Source organism: Paraburkholderia sp. MM5496-R1, assembly GCF_050436205.1.
Classification (GTDB): domain Bacteria; phylum Pseudomonadota; class Gammaproteobacteria; order Burkholderiales; family Burkholderiaceae; genus Paraburkholderia; species Paraburkholderia tuberum.
The window spans coordinates 1,041,584-1,056,969 of sequence record NZ_JBNDLT010000003.1; the positions used below are offsets into that span (position 1 = coordinate 1,041,584).

Below are 15,386 nucleotides of genomic sequence, written 5' to 3' on the forward strand. Positions count from 1 at the left end.
CCTGTGCTTGGTGAATGGCGTGAGTGGACTCTAGCGCGATCCCACGGGTAAAAACCGGTGCTAAACTCAAAGCATCTTTAACTTGCATTCACAAATGCGAAGACGCGGAAAAGACGATGCGCGACACCGTCCAGCCAGCCGATCTGGGCTTTTTCTCGACGCTCGCCGCGAGCGGCAGCCTCAGCGCGGCCGCACGCGAACTGGGGCTGACCGCGGCGGCCGTCAGCAAGCGCCTGACCCAGATGGAGCAGCGCGCGGGCGTCGCACTCGTGAACCGCACGACGCGCCGCATGATGCTGACGCCCGAAGGCGAGCTATACCTCGAGCGCGCGCGGCGGATTCTCGACGAGATCGACGAACTGGCCGAACTGCTCGGCTCGGCCAAGAAGACACCGAAGGGCTTGCTGCGCGTGAACGCGACGCTCGGCTTCGGGCGCAGCCATGTCGGGCCGGCGATCTCGCGCTTCGTCGCGCGGTATCCGCAGGTGTCGGTTCAACTGCAGTTGTCGGTCACGCCCCCGCCGCTTACCGACGACAGCTTCGACGTCTGCATCCGCTTCGGCGAGCCGCCCGATACGCGCGTGGTCGCGCGCCGGCTTGCGCCGAACCGGCGTCTGCTGTGCGCGGCGCCGTCGTATCTCGCGGCGCACGGCATGCCGCTCACGGCGCACGATCTGACGCGCCACAACTGCATCGGCATTCGTCAGGGCGACGAAGCGTACGGCGTGTGGCGGCTGACCTCGGGACGCGGCGCCGCGCGCAAGACCGAGGCGGTGCGGATCAAGGGCACGCTGACCACCAACGACGGCGAGATCGCCGTCAAATGGGCGCTCGAAGGACACGGCATCCTGATGCGCGCGGAATGGGACATCCGGCAGTATCTGACGGAAGGATCGCTCGTCCAGTTGCTACTACCCGATCACGACACACCGAATGCGGATATCTTCGCGGTGTATTCGCCGCGGCATCAGATGTCGAATCGTATTCGCGCGTTTGTCGAGTTTATTGCGCGGGAGTTGGGGGGTGAGGTGGGGGTGGGGGCGTAGTGCAGCACAGCGATCGTGCGCACTCATGATGTCATCAAAAGAGCGAGCAGCACATCGGCCAAATTTTGCCTCGCTTTCCGAGTCGTCTGATTGAGCATGGTTCCGTCTTCGCCGAAGCTGACTGTGTCACGAACGTTACCTCGAGTCACCCGTCTTCTCGCTTCCGTCGCCACCACGGAGTGAACGCCTTTTCGATGTGTAAACCATGCCCGCCGAGTGCTATTTCACGCTTAACCGTCGACTCATCTCTGTATTGACCTGCAAAGGCTTTGGCAACGTGTCTGCTTTTTCGGGCAAACCAGCCCATGTCAACACCCCGCAGATACAGCGGTCGCCGAAAGCGGTCCGCTTCCGCAAGGCCTGTACTACATCGTAGACCGACAGAGTGGCGGTCATCTGGGATGGCTGTATGACCTTGTCAAGGACGCATGGTCCGATGTCGATCATTCGATCTGGTTCGCGCTTTATCGAAACGACGGCGTGATTGACGATTGGACATTTATCAATGGCGTGAAGCGAGGCAACTTCCGCCTGCATCCGACTGGTCGCTGGGGAGAAAGTGAGGGATGCATCACGGTCACGGACCAGTCCCAGTTCGATCGCTTACGCTCGTTCTTGCTGTCGCACCCAACCCGGAAGATACCCGGCACCACACTGCAGTACTACGGTACGGTACTTGTGCAATGAAAACTGCGCTGCGGATTTTTACGGCCTTCGTGTTGACTGTCCCAGTCTGCATTGCGTTGTCGACGATCGACCCGCTTGCGCGCTGGGTGGGCAGCGAATCCACGTTAGAAATGCTTCGCCCCCTCTTCAAGCTCGTTGGCGCCGTCGGTGTGGAGGGCGAAGAGGACGTGGTGGTTACGCTGCTGCTCGCAGTCAGTTTCCTACTATGCTGGGGGCTCTCGTGGGGCGGGTCCGTGCTTTTTGTTAGAAAGAGGTGTCGCCTTGATGTCAAATGACGTTTTCATAAAAATCGACGGGATTACGGGCGAGTCGCAGGACGCGACACACCCGGACGAAATCGAGGTGATCAACTGGACATGGAAGATGGCACAGCGGCTCTCCATGATGGCCGGACCAGGAAGCGGCGTCAGCAAAGCCTCGGTCGACGACCTCGTGTTCTTCCACAACGTGGACCGGGCGAGTCCGAGCCTGATGTCCTATTGCCTGACCGGCACGCACGTTTCGAAAGCGGTTCTTACCATGCGCAGGGCGGGTGGCAGCCCCCTCGATTTCCTCAGGCTCACAATGAACGATGTATTCATCACGGGCGTAGAGATGACCGCACAACACGAACAGGTTCGCCTCTCTTTTGCCAGGTTCAAGCAGGAATACATCGTTCAAAATGCCCAAGGCGGCAGCAACGGCGTAGTTACCGGAATCTTCGACATCAGGGCCAACCGACCTGTGCCCCGATGACAGTGTCAGCCAGACCTTTTCAATGCACATCACTGACTATCCAATAAAACCCTCTGATATCGTAAAGTTGAGGAAATAGAGACCGCCTCCATCCCATCAGTCACCAAGGCCGGACCTGACCAAACCGGGTAACGATGCCGAGACCAGACCCCGCGCTGTACCGCAACCCGAGAACCCCGATGACGCGGCGGCGCCGGCGTCTTCTGATCGTCGGCGCGATCGTGCTCATCGCCGCATTCGGCTGGATGCTCGCGCTCGTGCTCGAGCCCGCGTTCCAGCGCACGATCGTCATCACCACCGGTGCGGACGGCGGCATCTATCGCGGCTTCGCCGATCGCTACGCGCCGCTGCTCAAGCGCGAAGGCGTCAAGCTCGACATCCGTAGCTCGTCGGGCTCGGTCGAAAACTACCAGCGGCTCGCGGACCCGAACAGCGCCTATCAGGTCGGCTTCATCCAGTCGGGCACGACCAGTCCGAATGACACCGACAATCTGGAAACCATCGCCGCCGTGTCGTACGAACCGATCTGGGTGTTCTATCGCGGCGATGCGACGATCGACCGGCTGTCGCAACTGCGCGGCAAGCGCATTTCGATGGGCGTGCCAGGCAGCGGATTGCTCAACGTCTCGCAGGTGCTGCTCGGCTATAGCGGCGTCACGAGTCAGAACTCGACGCTGCTGCAGATGGATGCGAACGCCGCATACCAGGGGCTCGAAAGCGGTCAGGTCGACGCGGCATTCTTCATTGGCCGGCCCGACGCCGACATGCAGCACACGCTGCTCACCAGCAACCTGAAGCTGATGAGCTTCGCGCAGGCCGATGCACTGGCGCAAAAATTCCCGTCGCTGTCGAAGATCATCTTGCCGCGTGCCTCGACGAGCGTCGCCGACGATCTGCCGCGCAGCGACGTCACGCTGCTCGCGGCGACGGCGCTGCTCGTGTCGAAGGACACGCTGCATCCGGCGCTCGTCTATCTGCTGCTCGACGCGGCGCGCACGGTGCACGGCGGCGAGGACTACTTCACGCCGCTCGGCACGTTCCCCAACCTGAACACCGAAGAATTCCCGATCTCCGACGAAAGCGTGCGGTACTTCAAATCGGGCCGGCCGTTTCTGTATCGCTACCTGCCGTTCTGGCTCGCGAGTCTGATCGAACGGCGGCTGCTGATTCTGGTGCCGTTCCTCGCGCTGCTGATCGGCCTCGCGCAGGCGCTGCCGCGCATGCTCGAAGCGCGGATGAAGAAACGCCTGATCGTTTGGTACCGCGCGATCAAGGCGCTCGAGGACGAAGTATGGAAGAACGCCGAGCCGTCTCGCGCGCAGATCGCGCAATGGAGTGAGGAGATTGAAAGCATCGACGCGAACGCTAGCCAGATCCGAATTCCGTACCGCTACTTTCAGGATGTTTACGCGCTGAAGCAGGCGATCGGCGTCGTGCGCGACCGGATCGCGCATGTAGCGCAGAAAGTGCAGAAGTAGAGACGGCGGTCGCTTAGCCCTGTGCGTTTCCCGGGTATTCACCACCGCGCACCCAGTTGATTTTCCGCACGTCCTCACCGCGTGGGTGCTTGCCGCAGCGCAAGAAAAAAATCTCTGTGAAATCAGTCGAACGATAGGTCGATTCAATTGGCGCGCTCGCGATTCGCATCCTGTAATGGACTCCTGCCGTCCGCGTACCGTCCATCCAGCCTGCCGTCCTACCCGGAGAGAGACCATGTCCCAGCCTGAGCCGAATGTAGACGAAGTGGTCCGAAGCATCGCCGAGGAAACCGACACGCCGGCAGAAACGGTGTCGCGCATGTACGCCGATACCCTCGCCGAATTCCGGAACGAGGCGCGCGTGTTCGACTACGTGCCGCTGTTCGCCGCGAAGAAGGTCCGCAACGAGTTGCGTCACAAGCAACGTCGCGAGCACTGACTCGCGGCATGCGGTGATGCATCGGCTCACCGCGCTGTCGCACGCGTCGTGGCTCCAGATTTTGCGAGCATGGTGGAGCTAACAATCGCGTCGCAAATTTTTTATGCTGGCGGTTCCACAGCTTTTCAAAGGAGCCGTCCACATGTCCGCCCCGCTGCAGATTCGCGCCGTCACCCGTGACGATTTCGATGCATGGCTCCCGCTATGGGACGCCTACAACGCGTTTTATGGCCGCTCGGGCGAGACCGCGTTGCCGCGCGAGATCACGCAAATCACGTGGAATCGCTTTTTCGATGGCTACGAGCCGATGCATGCGTTCGTCGCAGAACGCGCCGGGCAGTTGCAGGGCATCGTGCATTTTCTCTATCACCGTCATACGACGATGGCGGGGCCGATCTGCTATCTGCAGGACCTGTACACGCTCGATAGCGAGCGCGGCAAGGGTGTCGGCCGTGCGCTGATCGAGGCCGTCTATGCGCGGGCAAAAGCCGACGGCGCGCAACGCGTCTACTGGCAGACGCACGAGACGAATCACACCGCGATGCAGCTCTATGACAAGGTCGCGGATAAGTCCGGCTTCGTGGTATATCGCAAAGCGCTTTAGCGCTCAGCGCGTCATCAAGGCTCATCAAAGACGAAAGGCGCACTACCCGGTGCGCCTTTCGTTTTACTGCTCGAGCGGTCATCACGCAGTCCCGGTCAAGCCTCGAGCTGCTCCAGCACCTTGCCCTTGGTTTCGATACCGAGGAAGTGCACCGCGACCGCCGCGAGGAACGGCACGGCAGCGAGGATATAGAACGCCACTTCCAGGTTGCCGCCGATCATCGTCTTCGACACGATCGCCGGCGCGAAGATCGCCGCCACCTTCAGCCACGCGCCGCCGACGCCGCAGCCCATCGCGCGGATGCTGGTCGGGTACAGCTCCGGCGTGTACACATAGGCCGTGATGAAGCCGCTGGCGAGAAAGCCGAGCGCCAGCGCGCAGCAGGTTGCGACCACATACACCGACGAGCCGTGAAACACACCCGCCATGCCCAGCGACAACGCGCACAGCACGAACGAGATGCTGATGATCGGCTTGCGTCCCACCTTGTCGACCAGTAACGCGCAGGCCAGCGATCCGAGCACGCCGAGCACCGACGCCGCGACCGCCAGGTTCAGCGCGAGTTGCAGCGGCGCGTGATAGATCGTGCGGTAGATCGTCGGCAGCCAGGTCGACAGGCCGTACTGGATGAAGCCGCAGGTGACCCACAGCATCGCCACGGCGAGCGTGCGCTTCAGATAGGCCGGGCCGAACAGGTCCGCGACGCGGCGCTTCGGATGGCGATTGACCATCTCGTCGAACTCCGACGCCTGCGCGACCGGCGGCAGCGGCACCTTGGCGGCACGTTCGAACGCGAGCACGGCGGAATCGGCTTCGGCCATCCGGTCGCGCACGGCGAGCCAGCGCGGCGATTCCGGCACGAGCTTGCGCAGCACGAAGAACAAAATCAACGGCATGCCGCCGATGAAGTACATCGCCTGCCAGCCGAAGCGCGGCACGATCCAGGCACCGAGCGCGCTCGACGCGAGCAGCCCGATCGGGAACACGATTTCGTACAGCAGAACGAAGCGTCCGCGGCCGTGCGCGCGGCTGATCTCGTTGATATAGGTCGCGGCCACCGGCAACTCACCGCCGAGGCCCAGGCCCTGGACGATACGCAGCGCGACGAACACCGCGAAGGTCGGCGCAAAACCGCACGCGAGACTGGTGATGCCGATAATGCCCGAGCTCAGCGCGATCGCCTTCACGCGTCCGCCGCGTTCCGCGTACCACGGAAACAGGAACGCGCCGATCAGTTGTCCCACGGCGCCCGAGCCAAGCAGGAAGCCGACGTCCCACGGCGTCAGATTCCATTTCGCGATCAGCAAGGGCAGCGTCGCCGCGATCGCGATGACGTCGAAGCCATCGAAGAACGTCGCGAGACCGATCAGTATGCGCGCACGCACCTGCATCCGGTTCCTCGGCAAGCGCTCCAGACGCGCGATGATCGAGCCTTGCGTCACAGCGCCTGAAACACCGGCGCTGCTGCGGTCTCCTGTTGTGTTTTCGATGGTTCTCATGCCGAGGTGCCGTCCGTAGAAATGATTAGGCAAGCGCCGTGGAGGCGTCAGTCAGGGTGACAAGGTCGATGGTCCGGCCCTGGTTCATCCACTTGCGCGAAAGCTTCAGCTCACGCGGGGTGTTGATCGCGATCACGCCACGAATCGTGTTGTCTTCCAGATAGAACAGCGTTGCGCGTTTGCCGGGCAGATCACCGCGCACCGCGAGTTCCGCGTTGGCCGGAATGTCGCCGAGAATCTGCAGGTTCACGTCGTACTGATCGGACCAGAACCACGGAATATCCGCGTACGGTTCGAACGTGCCGAGCAAGGCCTTCGCCGTGGAGATCGCCTGGTTCTGCGCGTTGGCCCACGATTCGAGCCGCACGCGGCGCTTCAGCCACGCGCTCGGATGATTCGCGACGTCGCCGCACGCGAAGATGCGCGGGTCGTCGGTGGCGCCGAAGTGATCGACGACGATGCCATCCTCGACCTTCACGCCCGCCGCTTGTGCAATCGCCGTATGCGGTGCGAGACCGATGCCGGCCACCGCGAAATCGGCGTCGAGCGTCGAGCCGTCCTTAAACGTCGCGCGCAGCCGGTTCGCGTCGTTCGGATGATCTTCGAGCTTGACCAACGCCGCGTTCAGACGCACGTCCACGCCGTTCGCGCGATGCAGCTCCAGCAGGAAATCGGACACCAGCGGCGGCAGCGAGCGCACGCACAGACGCGGCGCGCCTTCCACCACGCACGCCTCGACGCCTAGCTTGCGCGCGGTCGCCGCGACTTCGAGACCGATCCAGCCGCCGCCGATCACGAGCACGCGCTTGCTTGAGCGCAGCCGTTCGCCGAGCGCGACCGCTTCGTCGAGCGTGCGCAGATAGGCGATATGCGAGGTCTTCACGAGCGCGTCGGGCAGACGGCGAGCCGCGCCGCCGGTCGAGATCACGAGGCGGTCGTACCGCACTTCGCGGCCCGACTTCGTGCGTACGATGCGCTGCTCGCGATCGATCGACGTCGCGCGATCCGGTTGCCATGCCTCGACGTTCAAGGCGTCGAAATCGTCGGGCTTCACGAGCCGCACCGTGTCGATGTCCGCGTCGCCGGCCAGCACGGCCTTCGACAGCGGCGGACGCTCGTACGGCAGATGCACTTCGTCGGCGATCATCACGAGGCGGCCGTCGAAGCCTTCCCGGCGCAATGTCTTCACGACCCAGCCGGCCGCCTGGCCGCCGCCGATCACGACGATCGTGCGCGGCGCCTCGAGCCCCGCATGCGCGGTCTGGGCCTTTTCCGCGGCAACGTCAGTCATTCTTGCGCTCCGTCATGAACTTGCCTTCCGGCGCCTTCGCGTCTTTCTGGCGCCGCGTGTTGCCGTCGATGCCGCCGTCGATCGCCCATTCGGCGAACACGGTCGGGCCCGGCTCGAAATCGCGTGGCTGCCAATCGGGCGTCAGTTGATCTTCGTCGGCGTAGTACTCGATCAGGCCGCCGGCCGGATTCTTGAAGTACCAGAAGTACGCCGACGACACCGGATGACGTCCCGGGCCGAGTTGCGTTTCCCAACCGCAGCGGCTGATGTGCATGCCGCCGCCGAACACTTCGTGGATGTCGCGCACGGTGAACGCGACGTGGTTCAGGCCGCGTTTGCCGTTCGGCAGCGCCAGCAGGAACAGGTCGTGATGGCCGCCGTGCGGCGCGCAGCGCATGAACGCGCCGCGGCCCGGATAACGGTCCGAGGTCTCGAAGCCGAGCAGTTCGTGATAGAACTTTTCCTGTTCGGCGAGCCTGTTCGTGAAGAACACGACGTGGCCCACTTCGACCGGCTCCGCGCGCTCATAGACCGGAGACGGCTGATCGACGCGCAGCGTCTGGCCCCACACGTTCGACGGCGAACCGTGCACGTCGACCGCCCACTTTCGCGTGACTTCGACGCGCACCGCCATGCCGTTCGGGTCGATGCAGCCAACCGCGTCGTCGGTTTCGTAGTGACCCGGCTGGCCGGCTAAGCGGCCCCGCAGCGCGTCGAGCTCCGCCTTCGTCGCGACGCCCCACGTCACTTCGCGCAAGGTCGGGCCTTCTTCGAACGCGGGCGGCAGCGACGCATCGTTCGCCTCGACGACGAGCACCGTGCAGCCGTTCAGCGTTTCGAAGCGCGCGTGGGTTTCGTCGTGGGCGGTCTCTTTCATGCCCCAGTCCGCGAAAAATTGCCGACAGGTGGCGAGATCCGTCACGCCGTAAATAATCTGTTCAATGCCGAGAATCGTCATAACGTGCCTCTTCGTCCCGCTTCAGTTCGCCCACGCCAACGGCGCGTCGTTCAAGCCCCAGTAGAGGCTCTTCTGTTGCATGTATTCGCGAATGCCGACACGGCCTTTTTCGCGTCCCATGCCGCTCTCCTTCCAGCCGCTGAACGGCGTGGAGATCGAGAACAGCTTGTAGGTGTTGATCCAGATGGTGCCGGCTTCGAGCCCGCGCGCGATCCGGTAGGCACGCTTGTAGTCGCGCGTCCAGATGCCGGCGGCGAGGCCGAACACGCTGTCGTTCGCTTCCTTCAGCAGCGACGCTTCGTCGTCGAACGGCATCGCGACGAGCACCGGGCCGAAGATTTCTTCCTGGCAGATGCGCGCGTCGTTGGTCAGGCCTTCGAGAATGGTCGGCTGGAAGTAGGTGCCGGCTTCGCGGTTATCGCCGACCGGACGTTCGCCGCCGCACAGCAGACGCCCGCCCTCTTCTAGACCGAGCGCGACATAGCGTTCGATCGTCTCGCGATGCGCCTGCGTGATCAGCGGACCCATCTGCGTGTTCTCGCGCGACGGATCGCCGACGCGCAGCTTGCGCGCGCCTTCGACCAGACGCTGCATGAACGTGTCGTAGATCGAGCGCTGCACGAACAGGCGCGAACCTGCGATGCACGCCTCGCCCGACGAGCTGAAAATGCCGTACAGCACGCCGTTCACCGCATGATCGAGATCGGCGTCGTCGAACACGATGGTCGGCGACTTGCCGCCGAGTTCGAGCGACACCGGCATCAGCTTGTCCGCCGCGATGCGCGCGATGCCGCGGCCCACTTCGGTGCCGCCCGTAAACGACACCTTCTTCACGAGCGGATGGCGCACCAGCACGTCGCCGATCACCGAGCCCTTGCCCGGCAGCACGCTGACCACACCCTTCGGCACGCCCGCTTCCTCGCAGATGCGCGCGAGCGCGAGCGACACCAGCGGCGTGACTTCGGCGGGCTTCAGCACCACCGCATTGCCGCCCGCGAGCGCCGGCGCGAGCTTCTGCGCGTCGGACGCGATCGGCGAATTCCACGGCGTGATCGCCGCGACCACACCGATCGGCTCGTAGATGCTCATCGTCAGATAGTCGCCGCGTGACGGCGTGACGTCTTCATCGAGCGTTTCGAGGCAGGCCGCGAAATAGCGGAACGTGTTCGCCGCGCTCGCGACCAGCACGCGCGTCTCGCCGATCGGCTTGCCGTTGTCGCGGCGCTGCAGATTCGCGAGCGCTTCGTGGCGCGCCATGATCAGATCGGCGATGCGATACAGGATCAATGCGCGTTGATGCGGCTTCAGACCCGACCAGTTGGACTTGCGCCACGCCGCGTCGGCGGCTTCGATGGCTTCGCGCGCGTCGTCGGCGCTGGCCGTCGAGATTTCCATGTTGACCGACTGATCCGCCGGATACAGGCTTTTGTACGGGTTGCCGCGCCCCTGCCGCCATTCGCCCCCGATGAAAATATCGCCGTTGGGCACGAGGCTGGTATCGAAGTGAGTCATGTCGGTCGTTCCGGTTCTTTCAAGCCAGGGGCTTAACGGGTCTTAGATCACGCAGCGCGCCGCGCGATTGCGCAGTGCGCGGATCGCGCTATAGGCGGTCAGCGCGGACGTCTTCGGGTTGTCCGGCAGCGGCTTGCCGCTCATTTCGAGCGCCATCTCGCCGAACGCGCCCCGCGCGACGATGCGATGCACGTTGCGCGTCACGTTCGGATCGGCGATCAATCGCACTGCCGTGTTGTCGAGGCCGAGGCCCGCGAGCGCGATCGTCGCGGCGACGTTCGCGTTCTTCGGATAGAGCCGCGCGGCCTCGCGCGCGCTGCCCTCGAAAATCACTTTCTCTTCGGCGAGCGTGGCCAGATCGCAAACCGCTTCGGCCGGCGTGCCGAGCCAGCCGACCGGCGGCTTGCGGCCCGTGTACAGCACTTCGTCGAGACCGCCGAAGCGCGCCGCCGAGATCGCGTCCACACCGCCGATTGCGCCCGACAGCAGCGTGACCGTCGCGTCGCCTTGATCGGCCGCGGCCGCGAGCGCATCGAGCAGCCCGACATCGGACAGCGCGCCGATCGACGCGACCGCACAATCGGTGCCCGCCTTCAGCAACGGCACGACGTGAGCGACGAGCGCGCTGTGGCCCGCGCATTCGAGCGCGAACTGCGGCTTCGTGCTCAGCGCCGCCACCGACGACACCACGTCGACGCTCGCGCCCACCACTTCACGCACCGACGCCACATGACTTTCAGGCACGATCACATGCGACACGCGCACCGCCGGATCGGCGGCGACCGAGCGGTACACCGCCTGGCCGATCGCGCCGAAGCCGATCATCGCGATGTCGATGGGCGCGTGATGTCCCGCGTAGCCGGCCTCATGCATGCTGCGGCTCCTCTTTCTTGACCGGCGGGCCCGCGAACGCGGTGGCGAACGAGCCGACCGACAGCATGTCCACTTCGACCAGCACCGGACCCGTCTTCGCCATGCCTTCGCGGATGATCGCGGCGGCGTCGTCGAGCGACTTGATGCGGTAGTGCGGGAGCTTCAGGCTTTCGCAGAACTGCGCGAAATCCGGCTGATGCAGTTGCACGTAGCAGCGGCGGCCGCCGTACTGCGCGTCCTGAATGTTGCGGATCACGCCGTAGCATTGGTCGTTCATCAGCACGATCATCACGTTGGCGTTTTCCTGCACGGCCGTCGCGAGTTCGCCGACGTTGACCATCAGGCCACCGTCGCCGCACAGAGCCACGGTCTTCGCCGCATTGCCCGCGAGCGCCGCGCCGATACCCATTTGCATACCCTGGCCGATGCCGCCGCCGAGCGCGTGCACGCCAGCGCGCGGCGTGAAGATCTTCAGCAGGCGGTTGCCCCACGTGCTGTTCGAGATCGTGACGTCGCGCACCCAGTTGTAGTCGCGGCCCACGGCTTCCTGCAGCGCGTCGACGAGACGCTTGTAGGGCCCAAGACCCTTGCTGACGTCGGCGACCGCGCTTTCGCGCGCGGCGGCCAGGTCTTGCGCGAACGCCGGATCGATCTTCAGCTTGCCTTCGAGCAGCGTCGCGAGTTCGTCGAGCACCGCGGCGGCGTCGCCGTGGATGAACATGTCGTTGCGATAGCCGCGGTTGTCGGCGAGCGCGTCGGCGTCGATGCGATACAGCGGCTGCGGCAGCGCGAGCTTGTACTTCAGTGTTTCATTGCCACGCAGACGCGAGCCGACCACGACGAGCGCGTCGCAGGTCTTGTAGAAGTTTTCGACCGCCGGGTGCACGTTGAACGCGCCGAGCGTGGCCGGGTGATCTTCGGGCAGCACGCCGCGACCCTGCACGCTGGTCACGACACCAAAGCCGAGCGCGACCAGACGTTCGACCGCCGCGCGCGCGTGGCGCGTGCCGCCGCCCAGCCACAACAGCGGGCGCTTCGCCTTCGTCAGGTGCTGCGCGAGTTGCGCGACGCGGTCCTTGCAATGCGTGAGCGTACTCACGTGCGGGGCGCCGAGATCGCTCGGCCATTCGACTTCGGCGGCCTGGATGTCGATCGGAATCTCGACGCTGACCGGGCCGCTCGGCGCGGCTCGCGCGACGCGCACGGCTTCGCGGATCGTCGGCAACGCGGTTTCGACCGAGCGCACCCGGAACGCGGCCTTCGAGATCGATTGCAGCATCGACAGCTGATCCGGTGCCTCGTGGATGTACGCGAGGTCCTGATCGAGATAATCGGTTTCGATCTGGCCGGTCACGTGCAGCAGTGCCGTGCCCGCCGTCAGCGCCTCGACCATCGCGCCCGCCGCGTTGCCCGCGGCGGTGCCGGTGCTCGTAAAAGCGACGCCGAGGCCGCCGGAAACGCGCGCGAGGCCGTCAGCCATGTTCACCGCGCCGGCTTCGCCACGCGCGCCGACATAACGGATCTTGCCGCGCGTGTTGATTGCGTCGAGGATCGGCATGTTGTGGATCGAGATCACCCCGAAGGCGGTTTTAACGCCGCATTGCTCGAGAAAGGCGGCGATCAGTTCGCCAACGGTGGTTTTGTTAGACATGTCGTGCAACGCCTCCAGAAACATCGATGTGACTGCCAGTCGTGTACGACGACAGCGGGGTAGCCAGATAAAAGAGCGCCTGTGCCGCTTCTTCGGGACGGCCGAAGCGGCCGAGCGGGATGTTTTTCTTGCGCGCGAGTTCCCCGGTCCAGTCTTCCCAGCTCTGTCCGGGCTCGGCCTGGGTGGCATAACGGCGGCGCCATTGACCCGATTCGACGATGCCGATCAGGATCGAATTGACGCGCACGCGCTGCGGCGCCAGTTCGACCGCGAGCGACTTCGTCAGGCTCAGCAGGCCCGCGCGCGCCGACGACGTCGCCACCATATGCGGCTCCGGCTGCAGCGCGAGCAGCGAGTTCACGTTGACGATCGCCGCGTTGCAGCCGGCGCCGGCCGTGTCGCGGAGCATCGGCAGGAACGCGCGGGTCGGGCGGATCACGCCGAAGTACTTGAGGTCGAGTTCCTCGCGCCAGGCCTCGTCGGTCGTATCGGCGAAGGTCGACACCCGGCCCTGGCCCGCGTTGTTCATCAGCATGTCGGTGCGGCCGAAGCGCTGCTGCACCGCCTGCGCGAACGCGTTGACTTCGTCGGCGTCGAGCACGTCGCAGCGCTGCGCGAGCAGTTGCGCGCCGGAATACTTCTTCGTGAGCGCGGCTTGCGCCTGGGCGAGCCGCTCGCTGTCGCGGCCGCAGATCGCGACCGAAGCGCCGGCGCGTAAAAACAGTTCGGCGGTTGCGAGGCCGATGCCGGACGAACCGCCCGTCACCACCGCTACCTGTCCGGTCAAATCGATTTGGATCATCAGAGCCCCAGTGCCTTCATGTACTTGTTGCCGCTATTCGGCCCAGACTTCGGCCGGTAATTGAGCCGCTGCGACAGCTCGTCGGCCGCGCGGCGCACCTTGTCGACGAGACCGCCGTCGAGCAGCGATGCATCGATCTCGCGGCGCGGAATCGTCGTCGTGATCACCGCGACGATGCGGCGCGAGTCGTTACGCACCGGCGCGCTGACCACCGAAATGCCGCGCTCGAACGAAGACTCGCTGATCGCGAAGCCGCGCCGCGCGTCGTCGCGAATCCGTTCGTACAGTTCGTCGACCGTGGCCGGCGTCTGCGTCGTGAAGCGCTCGAGTTCCGGCTCCGGATAGAGCTTCTTCAGTTCCTCGAACGTCAGATCGCCCATCAGCACCTGGCCATGGGTCGTCGCATGCGCGGGCAGGCGCGTGCCGACGTTGACCTTCACCGAACTGAAAATCGGCGCATGGCTTTGCGCCTTCGCGACGAACACGACGTCGCGTGCATCGCGAATCACGATGTGGCTCGTGAGGCCGGTCTCGTCGCGCAGCTTTTCGATGATCGGCAGACCGAGATCGGTCAGTTCGAGCGAGCTCAAATATTCGAAACCGAGTCGCAGCACCGCGACGCCGAGGCGATAGTTGCGGTCCTTGTCGGCGCGTTCGAGAAAGCCGAGGAATTCGAGCGTCTGCAGCAGACGGAACACCGTCGTGCGCGGAATGCTCAGGCGCCGCGACAGCTCCGGTGCGCCGAGCACCGGCTCGCGCGGCGAGAACTCCATCAGGATCTTCAAGCCGCGTTCGAGACCGGGCACCCGGTAGCCCGAATCGCTGCTCGTTTCGTTGCCCTCTGCGGCGAGATCGCGCTCTGGGTCAAGTGTGTCGGGCGTCATGCTTTGGCTCCGCTTTGGCTCAGTGGGCTGTCGCTTGCGCGGCAGAACGTATCGATGATCGTGGTGTACGCGGCGGGTGCCTCGATATAGCCGGCGTGGCCCGCGCGCGGCACGATCTGCAGGCGGGTCCGCGCGGCCAGAGCGATCTTTTTGCAGGCCTCGGGCGTCGTGACCGTGTCTTCGGCGCCGACCGCGACGTTCACGCGACCGTCGTAGCGCCCGAGGTCGGCCGCGAGATCCGCGTTGGCGAGCAGGTGCGTGGCCTGCGCGTAGCCATGCGGCATCACTCGTGACATGTTCCAGCGGACCCATGCGCGTGCTTCGTCGCTCGCGTGGGCGGACAGCATGTTTGCGCTGCGCGTGTTGGCGAGACCCTGGGGCCCCAGTTCGTTCAGCATCGCGAGCCGTTGATCGCGTTTGGCGTCGCGCACCTCGGGCGCGGCCGCACCGTAGCCGCCCGCGGGCGACAGCAGCAACAGACCCGCCAGATAGCGGGGATGCGCGGCGGCAAACGCGCCGGCGACGATCGCGCCGAGCGAGTGCCCGGCCAGCACGCAGCGTTCGATGCCGAGCGCGTCGAGCCATTCCTTCAGTACGACTGCGTAATCCTGCGCAACTGGCGAAGCTGCCGCGACCGGCGAGGAAGCGCCATACCCCGGCGCGTCCCAGGCCAGCACACGGCGCGTCGCGCCGAGCGCGTCGAGCTGCTGCACCCACGAAGCCGCGCCCGAACCGATGCCGTGCAGCAACACGAGCGGCAGCGCGTCGTGGCCAGCGCGATCGACTTCGCGATAGCTGAGCACGCGTTGCGCGGCGAGGCTGCCTTGCTGCGCCGGATAGCGTGCGAGACGCGCTTCGAGCGCGGCAAGCTGTTCGGCGTTGACGGACGGGACTGCGGACATGATTTCCTTCGCGGGTGAAGTGGAA

At 64.7% G+C, this 15,386-nt stretch carries 15 protein-coding genes and 1 pseudogene; 7 read left to right on the forward strand and 9 right to left on the reverse strand.

The window, feature by feature from the left end; all coding sequences use genetic code 11:
- The first annotated feature begins 116 nt into the window (after window positions 1-116).
- From OKW38_RS31090 to OKW38_RS31120, 7 genes and pseudogenes are all read left to right on the forward strand, one after another.
- Complete coding sequence (locus OKW38_RS31090) at window positions 117-1,046, forward strand: LysR substrate-binding domain-containing protein (protein ID WP_429364728.1); 930 nt, start codon at window positions 117-119, stop codon at window positions 1,044-1,046.
- Window positions 1,047-1,251: 205 nt separating this feature from the next.
- Window positions 1,252-1,733 (forward strand): annotated as a pseudogene (locus tag OKW38_RS31095) (DUF2778 domain-containing protein).
- Window positions 1,730-2,008 (forward strand): hypothetical protein, encoded by a 279-nt coding sequence (locus tag OKW38_RS31100; RefSeq protein ID WP_184057796.1) that lies wholly within the window; start codon window positions 1,730-1,732, stop codon window positions 2,006-2,008. Before OKW38_RS31095 ends, OKW38_RS31100 begins: the two are co-directional and overlap by 4 nt.
- Window positions 1,998-2,468, forward strand: coding sequence for an Hcp family type VI secretion system effector (locus OKW38_RS31105; RefSeq protein WP_429364730.1), 471 nt, complete (start codon window positions 1,998-2,000; stop codon window positions 2,466-2,468). Before OKW38_RS31100 ends, OKW38_RS31105 begins: the two co-directional genes overlap by 11 nt.
- A 179-nt stretch (window positions 2,469-2,647) precedes the next feature.
- Window positions 2,648-3,946, forward strand: coding sequence for a TAXI family TRAP transporter solute-binding subunit (locus OKW38_RS31110; RefSeq protein ID WP_090808027.1), 1,299 nt, complete (start codon window positions 2,648-2,650; stop codon window positions 3,944-3,946).
- A gap of 235 nt (window positions 3,947-4,181) precedes the next feature.
- On the forward strand, window positions 4,182-4,385 hold the full coding sequence (locus tag OKW38_RS31115; RefSeq protein WP_090808029.1) for a DUF3562 domain-containing protein: 204 nt from the start codon (window positions 4,182-4,184) through the stop codon (window positions 4,383-4,385).
- A 142-nt stretch (window positions 4,386-4,527) separates the two neighbouring features.
- Complete coding sequence (locus OKW38_RS31120; protein ID WP_018423974.1) at window positions 4,528-4,989, forward strand: GNAT family N-acetyltransferase; 462 nt, start codon at window positions 4,528-4,530, stop codon at window positions 4,987-4,989.
- A 95-nt stretch (window positions 4,990-5,084) separates the two neighbouring features.
- On the opposite strand, the gene OKW38_RS31125 is transcribed toward OKW38_RS31120, so the two are convergent.
- From OKW38_RS31125 to OKW38_RS31165, 9 genes are read right to left on the reverse strand one after another with little or no spacing between them, the layout of a single operon-like run.
- Window positions 5,085-6,488 (reverse strand): MFS transporter, encoded by a 1,404-nt coding sequence (locus OKW38_RS31125; protein ID WP_429364732.1) that lies wholly within the window; start codon window positions 6,486-6,488, stop codon window positions 5,085-5,087.
- A gap of 25 nt (window positions 6,489-6,513) precedes the next feature.
- Window positions 6,514-7,779, reverse strand: a complete 1,266-nt coding sequence (locus OKW38_RS31130) for an NAD(P)/FAD-dependent oxidoreductase (protein ID WP_184057786.1) — start codon at window positions 7,777-7,779, stop codon at window positions 6,514-6,516.
- A complete protein-coding gene (locus tag OKW38_RS31135) occupies window positions 7,772-8,737 on the reverse strand; it encodes a VOC family protein (protein ID WP_429364734.1) in 966 nt (321 codons plus the stop codon). Before OKW38_RS31135 ends, OKW38_RS31130 begins: the two co-directional genes overlap by 8 nt.
- 21 nt (window positions 8,738-8,758) lie before the next feature.
- A complete protein-coding gene (locus OKW38_RS31140; protein ID WP_429364736.1) occupies window positions 8,759-10,249 on the reverse strand; it encodes an aldehyde dehydrogenase in 1,491 nt (496 codons plus the stop codon).
- Window positions 10,250-10,291: 42 nt separating this feature from the next.
- A complete protein-coding gene (locus tag OKW38_RS31145; RefSeq protein WP_184057780.1) occupies window positions 10,292-11,122 on the reverse strand; it encodes an aspartate dehydrogenase in 831 nt (276 codons plus the stop codon).
- Complete coding sequence (locus tag OKW38_RS31150; RefSeq protein ID WP_429364738.1) at window positions 11,115-12,773, reverse strand: thiamine pyrophosphate-binding protein; 1,659 nt, start codon at window positions 12,771-12,773, stop codon at window positions 11,115-11,117. Before OKW38_RS31150 ends, OKW38_RS31145 begins: the two co-directional genes overlap by 8 nt.
- A complete protein-coding gene (locus tag OKW38_RS31155) occupies window positions 12,766-13,575 on the reverse strand; it encodes an SDR family oxidoreductase (RefSeq protein WP_090808043.1) in 810 nt (269 codons plus the stop codon). The genes OKW38_RS31150 and OKW38_RS31155 overlap by 8 nt, the downstream gene beginning before the upstream one ends.
- A complete protein-coding gene (locus OKW38_RS31160) occupies window positions 13,575-14,459 on the reverse strand; it encodes an IclR family transcriptional regulator (RefSeq protein ID WP_429364739.1) in 885 nt (294 codons plus the stop codon). The genes OKW38_RS31155 and OKW38_RS31160 overlap by 1 nt, the downstream gene beginning before the upstream one ends.
- The gene (locus tag OKW38_RS31165; RefSeq protein ID WP_429364741.1) at window positions 14,456-15,361 is read right to left on the reverse strand and encodes an alpha/beta fold hydrolase; all 906 of its coding nucleotides are present in this window, start codon (window positions 15,359-15,361) and stop codon (window positions 14,456-14,458) included. The genes OKW38_RS31160 and OKW38_RS31165 overlap by 4 nt, the downstream gene beginning before the upstream one ends.
- Window positions 15,362-15,386: the final 25 nt, after the last annotated feature.

What these genes read in the sequence shown, in the direction of transcription:
- OKW38_RS31090 (WP_429364728.1), top strand. Translation starts at nt 117, where the DNA reads ATGCGCGACACCGTCCAGCCAGCCGATCTGGGCTTTTTCTCGACGCTC.
- OKW38_RS31100 (WP_184057796.1), top strand. Translation starts at nt 1,730, where the DNA reads ATGAAAACTGCGCTGCGGATTTTTACGGCCTTCGTGTTGACTGTCCCA.
- OKW38_RS31105 (WP_429364730.1), top strand. Translation starts at nt 1,998, where the DNA reads ATGTCAAATGACGTTTTCATAAAAATCGACGGGATTACGGGCGAGTCG.
- OKW38_RS31110 (WP_090808027.1), top strand. Translation starts at nt 2,648, where the DNA reads ATGACGCGGCGGCGCCGGCGTCTTCTGATCGTCGGCGCGATCGTGCTC.
- OKW38_RS31115 (WP_090808029.1), top strand. Translation starts at nt 4,182, where the DNA reads ATGTCCCAGCCTGAGCCGAATGTAGACGAAGTGGTCCGAAGCATCGCC.
- OKW38_RS31120 (WP_018423974.1), top strand. Translation starts at nt 4,528, where the DNA reads ATGTCCGCCCCGCTGCAGATTCGCGCCGTCACCCGTGACGATTTCGAT.
- OKW38_RS31125 (WP_429364732.1), bottom strand. Translation starts at nt 6,488, where the DNA reads ATGAGAACCATCGAAAACACAACAGGAGACCGCAGCAGCGCCGGTGTT.
- OKW38_RS31130 (WP_184057786.1), bottom strand. Translation starts at nt 7,779, where the DNA reads ATGACTGACGTTGCCGCGGAAAAGGCCCAGACCGCGCATGCGGGGCTC.
- OKW38_RS31135 (WP_429364734.1), bottom strand. Translation starts at nt 8,737, where the DNA reads ATGACGATTCTCGGCATTGAACAGATTATTTACGGCGTGACGGATCTC.
- OKW38_RS31140 (WP_429364736.1), bottom strand. Translation starts at nt 10,249, where the DNA reads ATGACTCACTTCGATACCAGCCTCGTGCCCAACGGCGATATTTTCATC.
- OKW38_RS31145 (WP_184057780.1), bottom strand. Translation starts at nt 11,122, where the DNA reads ATGCATGAGGCCGGCTACGCGGGACATCACGCGCCCATCGACATCGCG.
- OKW38_RS31150 (WP_429364738.1), bottom strand. Translation starts at nt 12,773, where the DNA reads ATGTCTAACAAAACCACCGTTGGCGAACTGATCGCCGCCTTTCTCGAG.
- OKW38_RS31155 (WP_090808043.1), bottom strand. Translation starts at nt 13,575, where the DNA reads ATGATCCAAATCGATTTGACCGGACAGGTAGCGGTGGTGACGGGCGGT.
- OKW38_RS31160 (WP_429364739.1), bottom strand. Translation starts at nt 14,459, where the DNA reads ATGACGCCCGACACACTTGACCCAGAGCGCGATCTCGCCGCAGAGGGC.
- OKW38_RS31165 (WP_429364741.1), bottom strand. Translation starts at nt 15,361, where the DNA reads ATGTCCGCAGTCCCGTCCGTCAACGCCGAACAGCTTGCCGCGCTCGAA.